Source organism: Tistrella mobilis (assembly GCF_041468085.1).
Taxonomy (GTDB): Bacteria; Pseudomonadota; Alphaproteobacteria; order Tistrellales; family Tistrellaceae; genus Tistrella; species Tistrella mobilis_A.
This window is the reverse complement of record NZ_CP121017.1, coordinates 3,437,794-3,455,907: the sequence shown is the minus strand read 5'-3', so window position 1 is coordinate 3,455,907 and position 18,114 is coordinate 3,437,794. Positions and strand designations below refer to the sequence as shown.

The 18,114-nt window shown below is 68.9% G+C and carries 16 protein-coding genes; 6 read left to right on the top strand and 10 right to left on the bottom strand.

Translation table 11 applies throughout. The annotated features are described in order from the left end of the window. Positions 1-138: 138 nt before the first annotated feature. The 8 genes from P7L68_RS21195 to P7L68_RS21160 all read right to left on the bottom strand — a co-directional run bounded on the left by P7L68_RS21195 (position 139) and on the right by P7L68_RS21160 (position 9,014). Positions 139-933: an SDR family NAD(P)-dependent oxidoreductase gene (locus P7L68_RS21195; protein WP_372001429.1), complete on the bottom strand. Its 795-nt coding sequence runs from the start codon at positions 931-933 to the stop codon at positions 139-141. Between the two features lie 4 nt (positions 934-937). Beyond that, the gene (locus P7L68_RS21190) at positions 938-2,050 is read right to left on the bottom strand and encodes an acetoin dehydrogenase dihydrolipoyllysine-residue acetyltransferase subunit (protein ID WP_372001427.1); all 1,113 of its coding nucleotides are present in this window, start codon (positions 2,048-2,050) and stop codon (positions 938-940) included. Positions 2,051-2,068: 18 nt separating this feature from the next. After that, positions 2,069-3,076: an alpha-ketoacid dehydrogenase subunit beta gene (locus P7L68_RS21185; protein ID WP_372001425.1), complete on the bottom strand. Its 1,008-nt coding sequence runs from the start codon at positions 3,074-3,076 to the stop codon at positions 2,069-2,071. A gap of 34 nt (positions 3,077-3,110) precedes the next feature. Continuing rightward, positions 3,111-4,115, bottom strand: coding sequence for a thiamine pyrophosphate-dependent dehydrogenase E1 component subunit alpha (locus P7L68_RS21180; protein ID WP_372001423.1), 1,005 nt, complete (start codon positions 4,113-4,115; stop codon positions 3,111-3,113). Between the two features lie 58 nt (positions 4,116-4,173). Then, positions 4,174-5,256, bottom strand: coding sequence for an ATP-NAD kinase family protein (locus tag P7L68_RS21175; protein ID WP_372001422.1), 1,083 nt, complete (start codon positions 5,254-5,256; stop codon positions 4,174-4,176). A gap of 378 nt (positions 5,257-5,634) precedes the next feature. Beyond that, on the bottom strand, positions 5,635-7,677 hold the full coding sequence (locus P7L68_RS21170) for a sigma-54-dependent Fis family transcriptional regulator (RefSeq protein ID WP_372001420.1): 2,043 nt from the start codon (positions 7,675-7,677) through the stop codon (positions 5,635-5,637). A 214-nt stretch (positions 7,678-7,891) separates the two neighbouring features. Beyond that, entirely contained in the window at positions 7,892-8,470 is a 579-nt protein-coding gene (locus tag P7L68_RS21165; RefSeq protein WP_372006906.1) for a uracil-DNA glycosylase family protein, read from the bottom strand. 160 nt (positions 8,471-8,630) lie between these two features. After that, positions 8,631-9,014, bottom strand: a complete 384-nt coding sequence (locus P7L68_RS21160) for a cytochrome c family protein (protein WP_372001418.1) — start codon at positions 9,012-9,014, stop codon at positions 8,631-8,633. A 355-nt stretch (positions 9,015-9,369) separates the two neighbouring features. Here P7L68_RS21160 and P7L68_RS21155 point away from each other — a divergent pair, with 355 nt between their 5' ends. The 5 genes from P7L68_RS21155 (at position 9,370) to P7L68_RS21135 (ending at position 14,731) form a co-directional block, all read left to right on the top strand. Continuing rightward, a complete protein-coding gene (locus P7L68_RS21155; protein WP_372001417.1) occupies positions 9,370-10,473 on the top strand; it encodes a DUF2336 domain-containing protein in 1,104 nt (367 codons plus the stop codon). Positions 10,474-10,614: 141 nt separating this feature from the next. After that, a complete protein-coding gene (locus P7L68_RS21150; RefSeq protein ID WP_372001416.1) occupies positions 10,615-12,759 on the top strand; it encodes an ATP-binding protein in 2,145 nt (714 codons plus the stop codon). Positions 12,760-12,916: 157 nt separating this feature from the next. Next, the gene (locus tag P7L68_RS21145; protein WP_372001414.1) at positions 12,917-13,243 is read left to right on the top strand and encodes a hypothetical protein; all 327 of its coding nucleotides are present in this window, start codon (positions 12,917-12,919) and stop codon (positions 13,241-13,243) included. Between the two features lie 36 nt (positions 13,244-13,279). Next, entirely contained in the window at positions 13,280-13,924 is a 645-nt protein-coding gene (gene bluB, locus P7L68_RS21140; protein ID WP_372001413.1) for a 5,6-dimethylbenzimidazole synthase, read from the top strand. Positions 13,925-13,975: 51 nt separating this feature from the next. Further along, entirely contained in the window at positions 13,976-14,731 is a 756-nt protein-coding gene (locus P7L68_RS21135; protein ID WP_372001411.1) for an NAD-dependent deacylase, read from the top strand. Between the two features lie 6 nt (positions 14,732-14,737). Here P7L68_RS21135 and P7L68_RS21130 read toward each other — a convergent pair whose 3' ends face one another. Further along, on the bottom strand, positions 14,738-15,265 hold the full coding sequence (locus P7L68_RS21130) for a GNAT family N-acetyltransferase (RefSeq protein ID WP_372001409.1): 528 nt from the start codon (positions 15,263-15,265) through the stop codon (positions 14,738-14,740). Continuing rightward, positions 15,262-16,725, bottom strand: coding sequence for a thioredoxin-like domain-containing protein (locus P7L68_RS21125; RefSeq protein WP_372001407.1), 1,464 nt, complete (start codon positions 16,723-16,725; stop codon positions 15,262-15,264). The genes P7L68_RS21130 and P7L68_RS21125 overlap by 4 nt, the downstream gene beginning before the upstream one ends. A gap of 389 nt (positions 16,726-17,114) precedes the next feature. On the opposite strand from P7L68_RS21125, the gene P7L68_RS21120 reads away from it, so the two are divergent. Next, entirely contained in the window at positions 17,115-17,873 is a 759-nt protein-coding gene (locus tag P7L68_RS21120) for a glucose 1-dehydrogenase (RefSeq protein WP_014748438.1), read from the top strand. The last annotated feature ends 241 nt before the right edge of the window (positions 17,874-18,114 follow it).

Below are 18,114 nucleotides of genomic sequence, written 5' to 3'. Positions count from 1 at the left end.
GTCATTGAAGCGCAACATTAGCGTTGTGCGACGAGGTGGGGAACCGGTCGTTTAAAGGACAAGACATGAAAACCCCGCCCCGGGTGGAGCCGGGGCGGGGCGGGGACGGCGGTGGGGAAAAAGTGTGGATCCGGGAGGTCAGTCCATCACCATGCCGCCGTCGACCAGCAGGGTCTGACCGGTCATGAAGGCGGCCGCATCGGATGCCAGGAAGCAGGCGACGCCGACCAGATCCTCGGCCCTGGACGGGCGACCGAGCACGGCCCCGGCGGCGAACTGATCGAAGGCCTCGTTCTCGCGGCCGGTCAGCCCTGAGTCGCGGAAGCCCTGGTCGATCAGCTTCCACATGTCGGTCGCGACCACGCCCGGGCAGATCGCATTGACCCGGATGTTCTCCGCCCCGAAGGCCCGCGCCGCCGCCTGGGTGAGGGCGACGACCGCGAACTTGCTGGCGGAATAATGGGCCAGCGGTTCATAGCCCTGCTTGCCGGCGATGGAGGCGGTGTTGATGATCGCACCGCCCGTGCCCTGGGCGCGCAGGCGGGTGATCGCTTCCTGCATGCCGATCAGCACACCCAGCCCGTTCACGTCCATCACCGTCCGCCAGTCGTCTTCGGTGATGGCGAGGAAGGGGCGGACCTGGGCGATGCCGGCATTGTTGAACACCACGTCCAGCCCGCCGAACTCGGCGATCGTCCGGTCGAGCATGGCCGCGACCGAGGCCCGCTCGCGCACATCGACCGCGGTGGCGGCGGCCGTGCCGCCGGCCTTGCGGATTTCGTCGGCCACCCCGGCGGCGGTGTCGGGGTTGAGATCGGCGATCATCACCGCCGCACCCTGGGCGGCAAGCCCGCGGGCGATGGCGGCCCCGATGCCGCGGCCGGCGCCGGTCACCACCGTGCGGCGACCCGAAAGGGGGAGAGAGGCGGTCATGGGATCATCCTCCGATATGGCGCCGGATCAACTCGTTGACCCGGGCGGCCGCTTCCATCTGGACCATGTGGCCGGCATCGGGCAGCACCTCGACCGTGGCGCCGGGCAGGGCATTGGCATGGGCGGCCGGGATCACCCGGTCCTCCGTGCCCCAGATCACCAGCACCGGCAGATCGGCGGCGGCGATGGCCGCGGCCAGCGGGGCCTTCTGGCGCCCGCCCGCGAACAGCCCGTCGCGGAGCTTCGCCAGCGCGGCATCCACCCCGTCGAGGCGCTTGTATTTCAGCAGGTCGTCGACCAGCCGCCGGCCGACCAGAGCCTGATCGGCGAAGAGCTTCGAGAGCACGGGCTTCAGATCGCGGCGCGAGGCCGCGGAAACGAAGCCGTCGATATAGCCCTGGTCAATCTCCTCCCCCAGCCCCGCCGAGGCGATCAGGGTCAGGGATCGGGCGCGTTCCGGCCGGGTGGTGGCGAGATGGGCCGAAACCGCCCCGCCCATGGAATGGCCGACCAGATGGGCGGCCTCGATCTCCTGGCTGTCCATGAAGGCGAGCACGGCGGTGGCCAGCGCCTCCAGGTCGCCGGTGCCCACATCCTTGGACGACTGGCCATGGCCGGGCAGGTCGAGGGCGTGGACCCGGGCGACGCCGGCCAGATCGTCGATGTTGAACAGCCAGTTGTCGAGATCGCCGCCGAAGCCGTGGATCAGCACGACATGGGGGCCGCTGTCGCCGCGGCTGGCATGGCGCAGCCGGCCGGCCGGGGTGTCGACGAAGGCATGGGCGGGGGCGGCATCCTCGTCGTCACCGCCCGCCGCCGGCACCTCATAGGCGGCGACGAAGGCGTCGATCGCGGCATCATCGACCTCGGGCGGCGCCAGCACGCCCAGCAGGGCCTTCACCGGGTAGACCTCGCCCTCCTGGCCGACCCGGCGGCGGAGACGGCCGGCATCGGCCGCCTCCACGACATTGGTGATCTTGTCGGTCTCGACCTCCATGATCTCGTCGCCGACCGAGATGTCGGCCCCTTCCTCGACCAGCCAGGCGGCGAGGCGGCCTTCCTGCATGGACAGGCCCCATTTCGGCATCACCAGCGGCTTGATGCGGTCGTCACTCATTGCGGTTTCGTCTCCTGGTCAGCGGCCGATGGTCGCGCGGGCGGCCTCGGCGATCGCCTGGCCCGAGGGCAGGAACAGGTCTTCGAGGGTGGGCGAGAACGGCACCGGGGTATGGGGGGCGGTCACCATGCGCGGGGCTGCCTTCAGCGCCTTGAAGGCCTCCTGCGTCACCCGGGCGGCGATGTCGGTCGCGATCGAGCAGCGCGGATGCGCCTCGTCGACCACGACCAGCCGGCCGGTCGCCTCGACGCTTTCCAGAACGGTGTCCATGTCGAGCGGCGAGAGCGTGCGCAGATCGATGATCTCGGCCTCGATCCCGTCCTTCGCCAGCAGGGCTGCGGCCTCCTGGGCGCGATGGACCATCAAGCCGTAGGTCACGATGGTGACGTCGCCGCCCTCGCGCACCACCGCCGCCTCGGCGAAGGGGATGGCATAGGATTCGGCCGGCACGTCCGTCTCGTGGCCGTAGAGCGCCTTGTGCTCGCAGAAGATCACCGGGTCGTTGTCGCGGATCGACTGGATCAGCAGGCCCTTGGCGTCATAGGCATTCGACGGGCAGACGACCTTGAGGCCGGGAATATGGGTGAACAGCGGGGTGAGCATCTGGCTGTGCTGTGCCGCCGCCCGGAAGCCGCCGCCGACCATGGCGCGGATGGTGACGGGGGTTTCGGCCTTGCCGCCGAACATGTAGCGGAACTTGGCGGCCTGGTTGTAGATCTGGTCGAAGCACACGCCCATGAAGTCGATGAACATCAGTTCGGCGACGGGCCTGAGGCCGCAGGTCGCGGCACCGATCGCGGCGCCGATATAGGCGCTTTCGGAAAGCGGCGTGTCCATCAGCCGGTCGCCATGCTTGGCGTAGAGCCCCTTGGTGACGCCCAGAACGCCGCCCCAGGCGTCGGCCTCGCCGCCGGCGCCGGTGCCGCCCACGATGTCCTCACCCATCATGATGACGGTGGGATCGCGGGTCATCTCCTGGTCCAGCGCCTCGTTGATGGCGTCTTTCATGCTGATCTTGCGGGCCATGGCGGAAATCCTCCGGAAGAAGAGCCGGACCGGCTCAGTACGAGACGTAGACGTCGGTGAGGAGATCCGCCGCAGACGGCATCGGCGCGTCCTTGGCGGCCTGGACGGCGCGCTCGATCAGCTCTGCCACTTCGGCATCGATCGCATCGCATTCGGCATCGGTCACCACACCCGCGCCGGTGACGCGGCTGCGGAAGATGCGGATGCAGTCCTGCTCGGCGCGGATGCGCTCCAGCTCGCCCTTGGCGCGGTAGGTCTGGGCATCGCCTTCGAAATGGCCGAAGAAGCGGACCATCTTGCATTCCAGCAGCGACGGCCCGCCGCCCTCGCGCGCCCGGGCGATCACCTCGCCCGCCGCTTCGTAGACCGCGAAGAAATCGGTGCCGTCGACGGTGACCCCGGGCAGGCCGAAGCCGGTCGCGCGATCGACATAGCTGTCGGCGGCCACCGCCCATTCGAAAGCGGTGCTTTCGGCATAGCCGTTGTTTTCGACCACGAAGATCGCGGGCAGGTTCCAGACCGCGGCGAGGTTCAGGCTTTCAAGGAAGGTGCCCTGGTTGGAGGCGCCGTCGCCGACGAAGCTGATGCCCACCCCCTTGTGGCCCAGCACCTTGGCGGCGAGCGCCGCGCCGCAGACCAGCGGCGCACCGGCGCCAAGGATGCCGTTGGCGCCCATCATGCCCTTGGACAGGTCGGCGATGTGCATGGAGCCGCCCTTGCCGCGGCAGGACCCGGTGGTCTTCCCGTAGATCTCGGCCATCATCTCCACCACGTCGACGCCCTTGGCGATGCAATGGCCATGACCACGATGGGTGGAGGCGATGCGGTCCTGATCGTTCAGATGCATCATGATGCCGGCGGCCGTCGCCTCTTCGCCGGCATAAAGATGGACGAAGCCGGGGATGTCGCCGCGGCCGAAATCGACATGCAGGCGTTCCTCGAAGTCGCGGATGGTGCGCATGATCCGGTAGGCGTGGAGCAGCCGGTCGTGATCGAGCGGCAGCGGCCCGTCGGGACGGGCGGGCTTTGAATCCGGCATCGGTCATCCTCCCTGGATGGTGGCGGTGGGTCCGCCTTCGTGGTTGAGTCGTCGGGGCTCAGGCGCTGGTGTTTGCAGCCGGTCCCCGTGTCCTGTCGAAGAACAGGCCTTCCGCTGCGGCATGGGCCATGCAGGCCTCGACATCGACGGTGCGGAAGGCATCGGTGCGCAGCGTGACGGCAGGTGCGTCGGCGGCGGTGAAGGCGATTTCGCGCTCGCCGTCGAAGGCGAGTGAGCCGGCCTCGGCCATGATCCGCACCGGCCGGTCGGGATCCAGCCGGGCGACGGCATCGATGCCGACCGGCAGGATCAGCCCGGGGGCGATCGGGGCATGCAGCACCCGTTCGGCCAGGGCGGGTTCGGCGAAGCGGATGTGGCGGCCGAAAGGTGCCGCGCGGTCGACCGGGGCCGACAGCCCGGCGATGGCCGACATGCCGATGGTGCGCGGGTCGCCGAAGGTGACGAAAAGCTCGCGGAAACCCTCGGTGCGCCAGAGCGCGCGGGCGCCGACATAACGCTCCGCCACAACCGCCACGTCGACCAGCGCGGTTTCGGTGCGGCCGGCGACCGTCACCTCCAGGCGCTTGTTGGGACGGAAGGCCACCTCGGGCGGCACCAGCCCGGCGGCGGCCAGCCCCACGGCCAGCCCGGTGACGGTGGCCTCCCGGGTGTCGGGAAAGGCGTTGTTGGTGCCGGTCGACACGCCGGCGATCGGCACCCGGCCGCAGGTCGAGGCGACGGCGCGATGGGTGCCGTCGCCGCCCAGAACCACGATCACCGCCACACCCATGGCGGCCATGCGCCGGGCGGCCTCGATGCTGTCATCGGCGGTGGCGGTGACGGCCATGTCCAGCCACTCGACCGCCGGAAAGCGGCCGTCGCCGCGATTGGCCGATTGGTGCAGGCCGCGTTTCACATGCGACCGCACCCCGCCGGTATCCGGCATCATCACCACCCGGCCGATGCCGAAATGGCGCAGACAGGCCAGAATCCGGAGCACGATATTGGCCCGGTCGGCGATCTGCAGGCTGGTGGCGTTGGCGATCACCCGGCGGATGTCCCGCGCGGAAACCGGATTGGCGATCACGCCCACCAGCGGCGCGCCCGCAGGCGGCGCTGCGTCGTCTCGTCGCGTTTCCATGCCCCTCATCCCCATGCCCCTTAGAGATCTTGCCGCCGCACATCTGACGGTGCGGTCCGGGCTGAGAGTGGCAAAAGGCGGGCCAGTTCTATGTTTTGAGCAGAATCAAATGCTTGGGCGAAAGCCGCTGTGGCGTGTCGCGTGTGCCCTGCCACAGCTGTGGCGCCACGGGCGATGCGCGTGCCGCAGGTTGGCGGGCGCAGATCGGCTCTGCCTCCTGCCGATGTCGTGCATCGTGACGCAAAGGTGGATCCCTGCCTTCGCGGGGATGACAGTTTATTGTGTTAGAACAAAAAGATACCGTCATTCCCGCGGAGGCGGGAATCCACCTGTACTGTCGCTGATCGTGGCGTTCAGGAGCCTATGGCCTGCCGCGCCTCACCCCTCCACCCGATGCGGCGGGCGGATGCCCAGGCGGCGCATGCGGCGGTGGACGGTGGTGCGGTCGATGCCGAGCGCCCGGGCGGCGGCCGACACGTTCCAGCCGTGGGATTTCAGCACCATGCGCAGCATCTCGGCGTCTTCCCGCGCCCGCGGATGGGGGCCGATGGCATGGGCCTGGGCACTGACCGCCGGGGCCTGCAGCTCTTCGGGCAGATCGTTGACCCGGATCACGCCGCCGGTGGAAACCGCCCGGGCGCAGACCAGCGCATTGGCGAGCTCGCGCAGATTGCCCGGCCAGTGATGGGCCCGCAGCCGCAGCCGGGCCTGCGGGTCCAGGCGATGACCGGCGGGCTCGGTCGCCCCGTCGGCCAGCATCCGGCCGACCAGCCAGTCGAGATCGGCCCGTTCGCGCAGGGGCGGCAGGGTCAGCAGGGCGCCGTTCAGGCGATAATAGAGGTCTTCGCGGAAGCGGCCGGCGCGCACCTCGGCCATCAGGTCGCGATGGCTGGCTGAAATCACCCGGATGTCGACCGGTACCGGCCGTGAACCGCCGACCGGCAGCACCTCGCGTTCGGCCAGCACCCGGAGCAGCCGGCCCTGAAGGGCAAGCGGCATGTCGCCGATTTCGTCCAGGAACAGCGTGCCGCCGGATGCCTCGCGGATCAGCCCGGCATGGCCGCGGGCACGGGCGCCGGTGAAGGCACCGGGAACATGGCCGAACAGCTCGCTTTCGATCAGGCTTTCGGGCAGGGCCGCGCAGTTGACCGCCACGAAGGGGCCGGGTTTGCGGCGTGACTGATGCAGCGCCTTGGCGAGGTATTCCTTCCCCGTGCCGGTCTCACCGCGGATCATGATCGCGACCGGCGCCTCCACCAGCCGGGCGGCGCGGCCCAGCATGGCGAGAATGGCCGGATCGCCGCCGGTGAGGGCCGCAAGCGGTGCCGGCAGGCCGTGGGTGCCGCGGCGGAGCGTGTCGGGGCGGCTGCGGGCAGCAGGTGCCGGGCCGGGCGGGGCGGCATGGGCATAGAGCATGCGGCCCGAGCGGACCTCGATGCCGCAGGATTCGGTCGCAGCCCCCCGGCCCAGATCGCCCAGGCGTTCGACGTCGAAATCCACCAGCTCGTTAAAATGGCGGCCGATCACGGCCGAGGGGTCGCGGGCACTGCCATCGGCCTGACCGGCGAGCAGGCGGCGGGCGCGGTCGGTCATGCCCAGGATGCGGCCGTCATCATCCAGCGCCACGGCGCAATCCGGGTCGGCCTCGACGAAATCCGGCGACAGGCTGAACCGGACCAGCCAGCGGTCGCGGAACCGCCGCTCCAGATTGGCCATCTCGATGGTGTGGGCGTAATCCTGGACCAGTTGCAGGGCCAGATGCTGGCTGTCCTTAGGGGTGGGAGAACGCAGCGCCGAGATGTCGAGCACGGCGGCAAGGCGGCCGTCGACGTCGTGGATCGGTGCGCAGGTGCAGGTCAGCCCGACATGGGTGGCATCGAAATGGTCGGTCTGGTGCACGGTCAGCGCTTCGCCCGAGGCGATGCACAGCCCCACGCCGCAGGTGCCGGCATGGGCTTCGTTCCAGTCCGATCCCAGATAGAGCCCGGCGCGGCGCAGATGGTTGTCGAAGGTGGGGTCGCCCATGAAATCGACCGTCACGCCGCGCGCATCCGACAGCAGCAGCACATAGCCCTGGCCGGCGATGCGGCGATACAGGCTTTCCAGGCCGAAACGGGCGGTGCGGATCAGATCTTCCAGCCGCTCACGATGCTCGCGCACCCGCGCCTCGGGCAGGATCCGGGCCTCCTGAAGCCGCGTCGGGTCCAGGCCGTGGGTGGCGACACAGCGCCGCCAGCTGTCGCGGATCAGCCCGTCGCGAAGCGGGATGGCGCGATGGGGGGCGTCGCGGAGGGGGGAGGCGCGAAGCTGCGGCCGGGCCTGGCCGCGACGGGCCCGCGCAGCACCGCCGGGCTCAGACGTCTCGGTCGAGACGACGCGCACGACTTCCTCGATATGGTCCCGCACATGCATGGCCACCATCGCGTAGGTCCTCCCCAGGATCGGAGCCGTAGCGCCGGTCATGCCGGCGATCGTCTCTCTCTGGGAGAAATCCTAACGCAGTTTCAGGCGTCGTGCGACAGAAACGGCACAGGCGGCCTGCATGCATGGTCTTGAAATAAATGGAAAAGGGTGATCTGTGATGACGTCGTGGTGCCGGTTTTTCTTGCGGCGCGGCATGAAATACTGCGATGCATCATCGCCCGAGGGCACGATCCACCCGCTGCTTCAGTGCCGGCACCACACGTTCTTCGAACCAGGGCCGGTCGCGCAGCCAGCGGCGGTTGCGGGGCGACGGATGGGGCAGGGGCATGATGCCCGGGGGCAGGGTCTCCCAGGCTGCGACCACGTTCGAGAGCGGTGCACGTGCGAAGGCGGGGCCGAGCAGCGGCCTGGCATAGGCGCCGATCGCATAGGCTCCGGCCAGGATCACCAGGCGCAGTTCGGGCAGATGCGGCAGCAGCCGCGGATGCCAGGCCGGGGCGCATTCCGGCCGGGGCGGCAGGTCGCCGCCGGTGCCGCGGCCCGGATAGCAGAGCCCCATCGGGATGATGGCGATGCGCGCCGGATCGTAGAAGATGTCGCGATCGAGCCCGGTCCAGTCGCGCAGCCGGTCGCCGCTGGCATCGTTCCAGGGCAGGCCGGTCTCGTGCACCTTCGTTCCGGGCGCCTGACCGATGATCAGGATGCGGGCACTCGCCCCGGCGCGCAGCACGGGGCGGGGGCCGCGCGGCAGATGCGGCGCACAGAGCGTGCAGCCGCGCGCCGCCGTCACCGCCGCCTCCAGGGCGGCATGCGCCCCGGCATCGGCGACGGCGGGGGTGGCGATCACCCGGCCCAGATGCCGGGCCAGGGCGGCGGCGGTGAAGACGGCAGGTCCGGCGCTGTCGGTCAACGATCCTTCCGGGCCGGTGACCGCTTGGGGGCGCCCCGGCTCATTTCTGGCTGGCGAGATAGGCGATGATGTCGGCACGCTCTTCCGGCTTTGCAAGCCCGGCGAAGGCCATGCGGTTGCCCTTCAGGAACTTCGCGGGCGCCGTCAGATAGGCATCCAGGTTCTCGGGCGTCCAGACGATGCCGGATTCCGCCACGACGTTCGAATACTTGAAGCCCTCGGCCTTGCCGGCCTCGCGGCCATAGACGCCATGCAGATTGGGGCCGACACGGTTGGGGCCGCCGGCCTCGATCGTGTGGCAGGCCTTGCAGCGGGCGAAGATCTTCTCGCCCTTGGCGGCGTCGCCCTCGGCAGCGGCGGGACCTGCGGCGAGCATCAGGCCGGTGATGCCGGCCAGGGCGGCGATGCGGAAACGGGTGTCCATTGGTCTTGTCTCATCCTCTGTGTCTGCGCCTCGGCCGCGCTCACCGTTGCCCCGGCGGATTGCGGCGTTCTCTCGGGCGCCAATCTAGAATATGCGATCCCGGCGGGATGTGCGTCCTGTCGCCGCATGGTCGCTTGCCAGGGGAATGCCGGGGGGCGGTTGCCGGAGGCGGTAAACACGCCTGCCGTGCATTTGCGACAGAAACATCGTGAAGAACGTGTTAACCCTGTCCTGCGTGGCGCTGTCCCGGCCAATCGCGTAAGCTGTACAGGTTCACGCCGTGACCGAAGCCCGGGGATCGCCCGCCCGCACGGGGCAGATCGTCCGGCGGCGCGACGGAACGGGGGAGGTCGTCATGGCTAAATTGAGCGAAGAAGACATCCGCAAGCTGCTGTCCGAACCCACGGCGGCACGGCGCGAAGACGTCGCCCGCAAGGTCGCTGCCGTCCATGCCGACGGCGAACTCAGCGACAGCGAACGCCGGCTGGCCGAGGATATTTTCCGGCTGATGCTGCGCGATGCCGAGGTACGGGTCCGTTCCGCCCTCGCCGAGGCCCTGAAGGACAATCCGGGCGTGCCTGCCGATGTCGCTCGCACCCTGGCGCGTGACGTGGTGCCGGTGGCGACACCGATCCTGGAATTCTCGGAAGTGCTGACCGACGAGGACCTGATCGAGATCGTCCGTGCCCAGACCGGGGCGGCACAGGAAGCGGTGGCGCGGCGCAAGATCATCTCGGCCGAGCTGGGCGAGACGATCGTCCGCCATGGTGCCGAAGGCGCCGTCGCGACGGTGGTGGGCAACCCCGGGGCCGAACTGGGCGAGAAATCCCTGCTCACCGCCATCGACCGCTTCCCGGCCAGCGAAAACGTTCAGGCCGGCGTGATCGCCCGGCCGGTGCTGCCGGTGAAGGTCTCGGAACGGCTGGTCTCGGTGGTGTCGGACCGGCTGCGTACCCAGCTGGTCAAGCGGCCCGACGTGCCCGCCGCACTGGCATTGGATCTGGCGCTGGCCGGGCGCGAGCGGGCGGTGATCGGTCTGGTCGATCCCTCGCGTGCCGAGGACCCGGACGAGCTGATCGACGTGCTCTACGCCGCCCGCCGGCTGACGCCGACCATCCTGTTCCGGGCGCTGTGCATCGGCGATCGCGGCTTTTTCGATCGCGGCATCGCCCGGCTGGCCGGTGTTGCGCTGATGAATGCCCAACGGCTGATCGACGATCCGGGCCGCAAGGGGCTTGAACGCCTGCTGCAGACCGCCCGGATTCCCGACGCACTGGCGCATGCGATGATGACGGCCATCGACGTGGCGCGTGAAATGCAGTATGACGGCCGGCCTGGAGACCGGATCAGATATCGTTCGACCCTGATCGAGCGGGTGCTGACCCAGGTCGAGGGCATCGACAGCGATAATCTCGACTATCTGATCAGCCGCCTGGCTTCCGGCGAACGGGCGGCCTGACGGGACCGGAATCACCCCCGCGCATTCCGGTTCATGTGGCCTCGCTTCCGCAAGGACAATACACTTGCGGATGAACGGTCAGGTGATCCGGATCCCCGCCGTGCCACGGTGGGTTGGGGTGAGACGGTAGTGAACGAGGGCATGGGCGATAAAGCGTCGGTAACGGCTTCCGATGTGGCACGGGCCGATGAGGTCCGCATGATGGCAGCGGCAGGGGGCTCCGGTCTGGATGGCGGGGCGGCGCCCGGCTGCGGTTTTGTGCTCGTCGCCCGGCCAGGCCTGGCCGGGGATGTGCCCGTCGGTCATCTTTCCGATCAGCCGCAGCGCCCGCTGCCGCTGGCCGATCTTGCCCGCCGGCTTTGCCCGGCCGTGCTGGCCGGCGACCTTGAAGACATGCTGCGCCGCGCCTTTCTGCCAGATGCACCCCGGCGCTGGATGGGCGGCGGGGTGATCGTGGCGCTTGGAGCGCCGGTGATATCGACCGCCGGCGTCGCCACGCTGCGCGGTATCGCCATCGACCTGCCCGAAGCCATGGCCTCCACACTTGCCGCCGCACCACAGGATTTCCTGGCCGACCCCGAGAGAGGACTTGAGGTCGAGGCCGCTGAAGTGGGGCTGGTGGTCACCGATGCCGACGGCCGGGTCCGGGTGTCGGACAAGCGGGCGCGAGCTCTGTTGTCCTGGGCGGGCCGGGCCGAATCCTTCGCCGATCTGCTGGCGCGCATGGGGGTGGTGGGCGAGCGGCTGGCCGGGCTGCTCGACGAGATGCGCGGCGGTACCCGCGACAGGCTGTCGGTGGAATGCCAGCTCGGCACAGGATTCGAGGTGCGCTGGCTGCGGATCGCCGCGATGGCCGATCGTCTGGAGGACGGGCGGCTGGACCGCATCGCCTGGACCCTGATCGACATTTCCGACCAGCGCCGCGAGACCCAGGCCGCCGAGCGGACCCATCGGGTGCTCGACGAGGCGCTGGATGCCATGTCGGCCGGGCTGGTGCTGTTCGATGCCGAGGACCGGCTGGTGTTCTGCAACAGCCGGTATCGTGAATTCTATGGCGTGCCGGACCATCTGACCCGCCCCGGCACCCCCTTCGTCGACATGCTGCGCGAAGAGATCGATTCCGGACGCATCGATGTGGGGCTGGCCGATCGCGAGGCCTGGATTGCCGAGCGCGTGCGCAAGCACCGCAATCCGATCGGCATCATCGAGCAGCGCAATGTCGACGGCCGCTGGCTGCAGATCCGCGAACGGCTGATGAGCGGTGGGCTGGTGGTCGGCGTGCATGTCGATGCGACGGACATCAAGGTCAAGGAACGCCAGCTTCAGGAGAACCTCCACGAGCTGCAGGACACGCGTGAGCGGCTGGAGGACCAGACCGCCCGGCTGGTGGAACTGGCCGAAGGCATGAGCCTGGCCCGCGATGCGGCACTGGCCGCCGCGCGCAGCAAGGCCGAGTTCCTGGCCAATATGAGCCACGAGCTTCGCACGCCCCTGAATGCAATCCTGGGCTTTTCCGAAATGCTCCAGTCGGGGCTGTTCGGGCCGATGAGCGCCAAGCAGGAAGAATATGTCGCCGACATCCGGCAGTCGGGCCAGCATCTGCTGTCGCTGATCAACGACATCCTGGATCTGTCCAAGGCCGAGGCGGGCAAGCTTGCGGTCGAAGAGAGCGAGGTTCCGATCCGCTTCCTGCTGGAGCGCAGCCGCCGGATGGTGGCCGAGCGGGCCCGTCGCGGCGGGCTGGATCTGGTGGTGCAGTTGCCCGAGGATCTGCGCCGCGCCGATCTGAAAGCGGATGAGCGCAAGCTGACCCAGGTGCTGCTGAACCTGTTGTCCAATGCGGTGAAATTCACCGATCCGGGCGGACGGGTCGAGCTTGGCGTGCGGTGCAATCCGGGGCTGGTCGCAGAGGCGGACGACGGGGGCACGATCGAGATTTATGTCGCCGATACCGGCATCGGCATCGCCGAAGACGATATTCCGCGGGTCTTCCAGCCCTTCGAACAGGTCGACAGTTCGCTCTCGCGCCGCTACGAGGGCACCGGGCTCGGCATGTCGCTGGTGAAGGCGATGGTCGACCTGCACGACGGCGAGGTGGTGCTGGAAAGCGAGCCCGGGGTCGGAACCACGGTCCGGGTGCTGCTGCCGGCCTGGAGGCTGGTGACCGAAACCGCTGGTGGCCCGCCCCCTGTCGGCGAGGATGAAGGCGACGAGGACGGGAGCGATGAGGATGGTGACGATCCGCTGATCGAGAGCTTGCAGAAGATTCGCGGCGCGGACATCTGAATGCTATGGATCAATGGTTGATCCGCCGGTCGCCGGCGGGTCCTGCCGCCCCCAAGTCCGTCGAATGGTCGCACCACCCATGCTCGCCCGTCCCGGTTCCTCCCCGAGCCGCCTGTCCTTTGTCTTCCCTGCACTTTTGACGATCGCCTGTCTCTGGATGGTCCCCGCCAACGCCCAGATTCCGCCGGATCGCAATCTCCAGCCGGAACCGACGGCACCGGCGGCCCCCGGAGACCCGGTGGCGCCGGCCGCCCCCGGCGAGGCCGAGGTGCCGCCGCCGCTGCCGCCCAACACGGTGATCCGCATGCTGTCCGACGGCCGCACCGTCATGATCGGCCCCTCGCAATACGCGACCGAGTTCCGCATGCAGGCGACGGTGATGAACCCCGACGGCACCCGCCGCCGGTTGGAAGACGGGCTGCACAAGCTGGATGACGGCACGCAGTTCCGCGTCCGCCGCGGGTCGATCATCGACGGGCGCTGACGGGTCGATGGGCGCTGACTGACGGAGAGCTGACGAATGGCGAGCGCGGCACCGGTTTTCGATCCCGACTTCCAGGCGATGCTGGAGACGCTGCTGCGCTGGCGCCGCGATGTGCGCCGGTTCCGCACCGATCCGCTGCCCGAAGAGCTGATCGACCGGCTGCTCGATCTCGCCTGTCTCGCGCCCTCCGTCGGCAACTCGCAGCCCTGGCGCTTCGTGCGGGTCGATACGCCCGCTTTGCGTGCCGCCATCCGCGCCGAGGTGTTGAAGGCGAACGAGGCCGCAGCCACCGCCCAGGCCGATCCGCGCCGCGCCGCCTATCGGGCGCTGAAACTGGAAGGTCTCGACAAGGCGCCGCTGCAGCTCGCGGTCTTCGCGGTCACCGACCCCCAGCAGGGCCATGGGCTCGGCCGCCGGACCATGCCCGAAACCGTGGCCTATTCGGCGGTGCTCGCCATCCATACATTATGGCTGGCGGCACGCGCCCATGATGTGGGGCTGGGCTGGGTCTCGATCCTGGATCCCGCACCGGTGGTGCAGCTGCTGGACGTGCCGGCCGGCTGGGGCTTCATCGGCTATCTGTGTCTTGGTCGCCCGGCCGACCAGCAGGAGGTGCCGGAGCTGGAGCGCCAGGGCTGGCAGGACCGCCGGCCCGATTGCCGGCAGGTGTTGCGGCGCTGAGCGGCCGCGCGGCATTTTTTCTTTTCGTCCTCTTCTCGCGAGTGACCCCCGATGCGCTGGATCGACCGTTTCGACCCTGAGACGAGCCTGGACGACGTGACCCCCGACCTGCCGATCGTGGTGCTGACGGGGGCCGGCATTTCGAAGGAAAGCGGGCTCGACACCTTCCGCGATGCCGATGGCGTCTGGCGGCGCCACAGCCTGGAAGACCTGGCGACGCCTGAAGGCTTCGCCCGCAATCCGGCACTGGTTCAGGGCTTCTACAACAGCCGGCGCGCCCAGCTGGCCAGCGTTCAGCCCAATCCGGCGCATCAGGCGCTGGCCCGGCTGGAGGCGGCCTGGCCGGGCGGGGTTCTGGTGGTGACCCAGAATGTCGACGACCTGCACGAACGTGCCGGCAGCCGCAATCTGATCCACATGCATGGCGAACTGGCCAAGGTGCGCTGTCTGGAGTGCGAGGCGGTCGCCCATCACCTGGCCGATCTCGACGAGGCCTCGGCCTGTGACGGCTGCGGATCGACCGGGCGGATGCGGCCGCATATCGTCTGGTTCGGCGAAATGCCGTTCGAGATGGAGCGGATCCAGGCGGCGCTGGCCGAGTGCGGGCTGTTCGTGTCGATCGGCACCTCGGGCACGGTCTATCCGGCGGCGGGTTTCGTGGCCGATGTCCGCCACCGCGGCATGGCTCATACGCTGGAACTGAACCTGGAGCCGTCGGAGGGCGCCAGCCTGTTCACCGAAACCCGCTACGGCCCGGCAAGCCTGATCGTGCCGGCTTTCGTCGAGGAACTTCTCGGTCGGCTCTGAGCCGGATCAGAGACCCCTTATCATGGCGATCCGCGGCCCCAGCGGATCGATCCGCCGGGCTTCTGCCGCGCGGATCTGGCGGAGCGCCGGCCCCTGGGCCTCGGCCGGCAGTTCCGTGAAGCCCAGCCTGCGATACCAGGGGCCGTTCCAGGGCACGTCGCGGAAGGTGGTGAGGGTGAGGCCAGAATGACCGGCTGCCCGCGCCCGATCGGCCACAGCCTCGATCAGGCGGCGGCCGATGCCCCGGCGCTGGACATCGGGTGCCACGTCGAGTTCCGCCAGATGGGCATTGCCGTCGACCGTGGTGAGGATGGCGAAGCCGACCGGCCGGCCGGCCAGGCTGGCAGTCAGCACCGAACCTTCGGCCGCCCGGGCGGCGAGCATGGCCGGATCCGAGGCGGTGGCGCCCAGATCCATGCCGATCCGGACGAACTGCACCGCCGCCGCATCCTCGATCGCCGCCAGCACCGCCGCCTCGTCGGGGCGGGCGGGGCGGATCAGCAGGGCATCTGCCGCTGCCTCACGCCCTGTCATTCCGCCCAGGTCCGGCTGGTCCGGAACACGTCGTGATAGAGGAAGATCCTGTCATTGCCGGTATCGGCCACGAACACCACCCCGTCATCATCCACCGCAACCCCGGCCGGTTCCGACAGCGGGCGGCAGAGATCATCGAAACAGTCATAGGGCGGATCGTCGAGGCTGGAGACCATGCCGGTTTCCGGATCCACCACCCGGATCGCATCATTATAGGCGTCGGCGACCAGGATGTTGCCGTTCATGTCGAAGCAGAGGCCGAGCGGGTGCTGGAAACGGGCCGTCTTGGCCGGTCCGTCGACCATGCCGAATTCGAACAGCCCGTCACCGACCAGGGTCGAGACCGCGCGGCTGGCCAGGTCCAGCCGGCGCAGGCTGGAGGTTTCGGCATCGATGAACCAGAGCTGATCCTCTTTCAGCGCCAGTGCCGAGGGCTGGGCCAGCGCCGCCTGATCGGCCGGCCCGTCGACCAGCGCTTCGGCACCGGTGCCGGCCAGCGGCTCCAGCACGCCGGTGGCAAGATCGATCCGCGCCAGCTGATGGGTGCCGGCATTGGCGACATAGAGCACGCCCTCGCGGTACTCCAGATCCCAGGGGCTGGCGAGGGCGGTATCGATGGCCGGGGCAGGGGTCTTCAGGATCGGGCCGCGCCGGCCGGTGCCGGCGATGGTGGTGACCGCGCCGCTCGCCACATCGATCCGGCGCACGGCGTGGTTCCAGGTGTCGGCGACGAAGATCGCGCCATCGGCGGCGATCAGCCCCTGCGGCCGCTGGAAGCGTGCCTGCTCCGCCGGTCCGTCGACCAGGCCGGGCTCGCCCGATCCGACCCGGCGGATCTCGTTGCCGGCATTGTCGAACAGCGCGATCTGGTGATGGCCGGCATCGGCGATCGCCCAGCCGGCAGAGCCGCGGCCATAGCGGAATTCCTTCAGCTTCGCCGGATGGCGCAGCAGCCGCGCGGGTTCGGGGGGCGGCGCCAGATCAAGCATCGCAGGCGACAGGCTGCCGCCCTCGCGCGCCTCTTCAAGCACCCGCTCGACCAGCTCCACCAGCTTCTCCAGCGCCGGTTCGCCGGGGGCTGCCCCCAGATAGGCGCCGTCGGGGCCGATGAAACCAAGGGTCGGCCAGGCGCGGATGGCGTATTCGCGCCACATCCGCATCTCGGGGTCGTGGATCACCGGATGGGTGATGCCATAGCGGGCGATCGCGCCCGCGACCTTCTCGGGGTCGCGTTCGGCGGTGAATTTCGGGCTGTGGACGCCGATCACCGCCACGGTGTCGGGATAGCGCCGCTCGATTTCGGCCAGCACCGGCAGCACATGCATGCAGTTGATGCAGCAGAAGGTCCAGAAATCCAGGATCACCAGCCGGCCACGCAGGTCCTGCAGGGTCGGCGGTGGGCCTGCAAGATTGAACCAGGTGACGCCGTCGGTGGGGAAATGCGGGGCGCGGATCGCCATCAGACGTGTTCTCCCTATTCTGGTCGGCCACTGCCGGGGGCCGTTGCGCTCGACTGTGCGGGCCGCAAGTTTCTGTGTCAATTTGAAACGAATGGTTGTGTCCAGGGACTGCGGCGAGAATGGTGCGCCGCACGCTCCGCGCAAGGCGGGCATTGGCGGATTTCCTTGGGTTCAGAGGCACGGGCAGGCTCTTCCCAGCGCCGTCCGACGTGCTATTGTCCGCGAATGTCTTCGCTGTCCGCTCGCGTTTTCCGAGAGTGGACGCCCCGTCGCCGGAGGTGGACGGGAGATCGGAGGCCGGTCCGGAAACCCCCGCCGCACCACCAGACGGGAGCCGGATGACGTGGCCGGTGGGGCACCGGCCGATCGTTCCAGGAGAGGAGCAGAAGATGAGCCTGACGGGCAAGGTTGCGATCGTCACCGGCGGCGGTTCGGGTTTCGGCGAGGGCATCGCCAGGCTGTTCGCCGAGAAGGGCGCGAAGGTCGTGGTCGCCGACATCAACGATGCCGGCGGTGAGCGGGTGACGGCCGAGATCAAGGCGACCGGCGCCGAGGCGGTCTATGTGCATGCCGATGTGGCGACCGATGCCGGCACCGCGGGCATGATCAAGGCGGCGACCGATGCCTTCGGCCGGCTCGACGTGCTGGTGAACAATGCCGGCTATACCCACAACCGCGGGCCCATGACCGATGTCGACGAGGCGACCTTCGACAAGGTCTTCGACGTCAACGTCAAGAGCCTGTTCTGGGCCGCGAAGCATGCCGTGCCGGTGTTCCGTGCCCAGAAGGGCGGTGTGATGATCAACATTGCCTCCACCGCGGCCGTGCGTCCGCGCCCCGGTCTGGTCTGGTACAACGGCAGCAAGGGCGCGGCCGTGGTCATCACCAAGACCATGGCGGTGGAACTGGCCCCCGACAACATCCGGGTCTGCGCCGTCAATCCGGTGATGGGCCCGACCGGTCTGACCAGTGCCTTCCTGGGCCAGCCCGACACCCCGGAAGCACGCGCCAAGATCATCGAGACCATCCCGCTCGGCCGGCTGTCTTCCGCCCGCGACGTGGCCGAAGCCACCGCCTTCCTCGCCTCGGATGCCGCCTCGTTCCTGACCGGCGTGTGCATGGAAGTCGACGGCGGGCGCTGCATCTGAGGAGGGGGAGTCTGTTTGATCCTCGCCGGGCGGGTGAGTCTTTTTAGTCCCTCGCCGGGCGGGCACTCCGTGCCCTTGGCCCCCGCCTCAATGGCGGGAGTCTGTCTGGCCCTCGGCCCAAGCGGGTGCTGCCGCACCCTTGGCCGCCGCCGCAATGGCGGGAGTCTGTTTGACCCTCGCCGGGCGGGCACTCCGTGCCCTTGGCCCCCGCCTCAATGGCGGGTGGGGGGTACATCTCGCC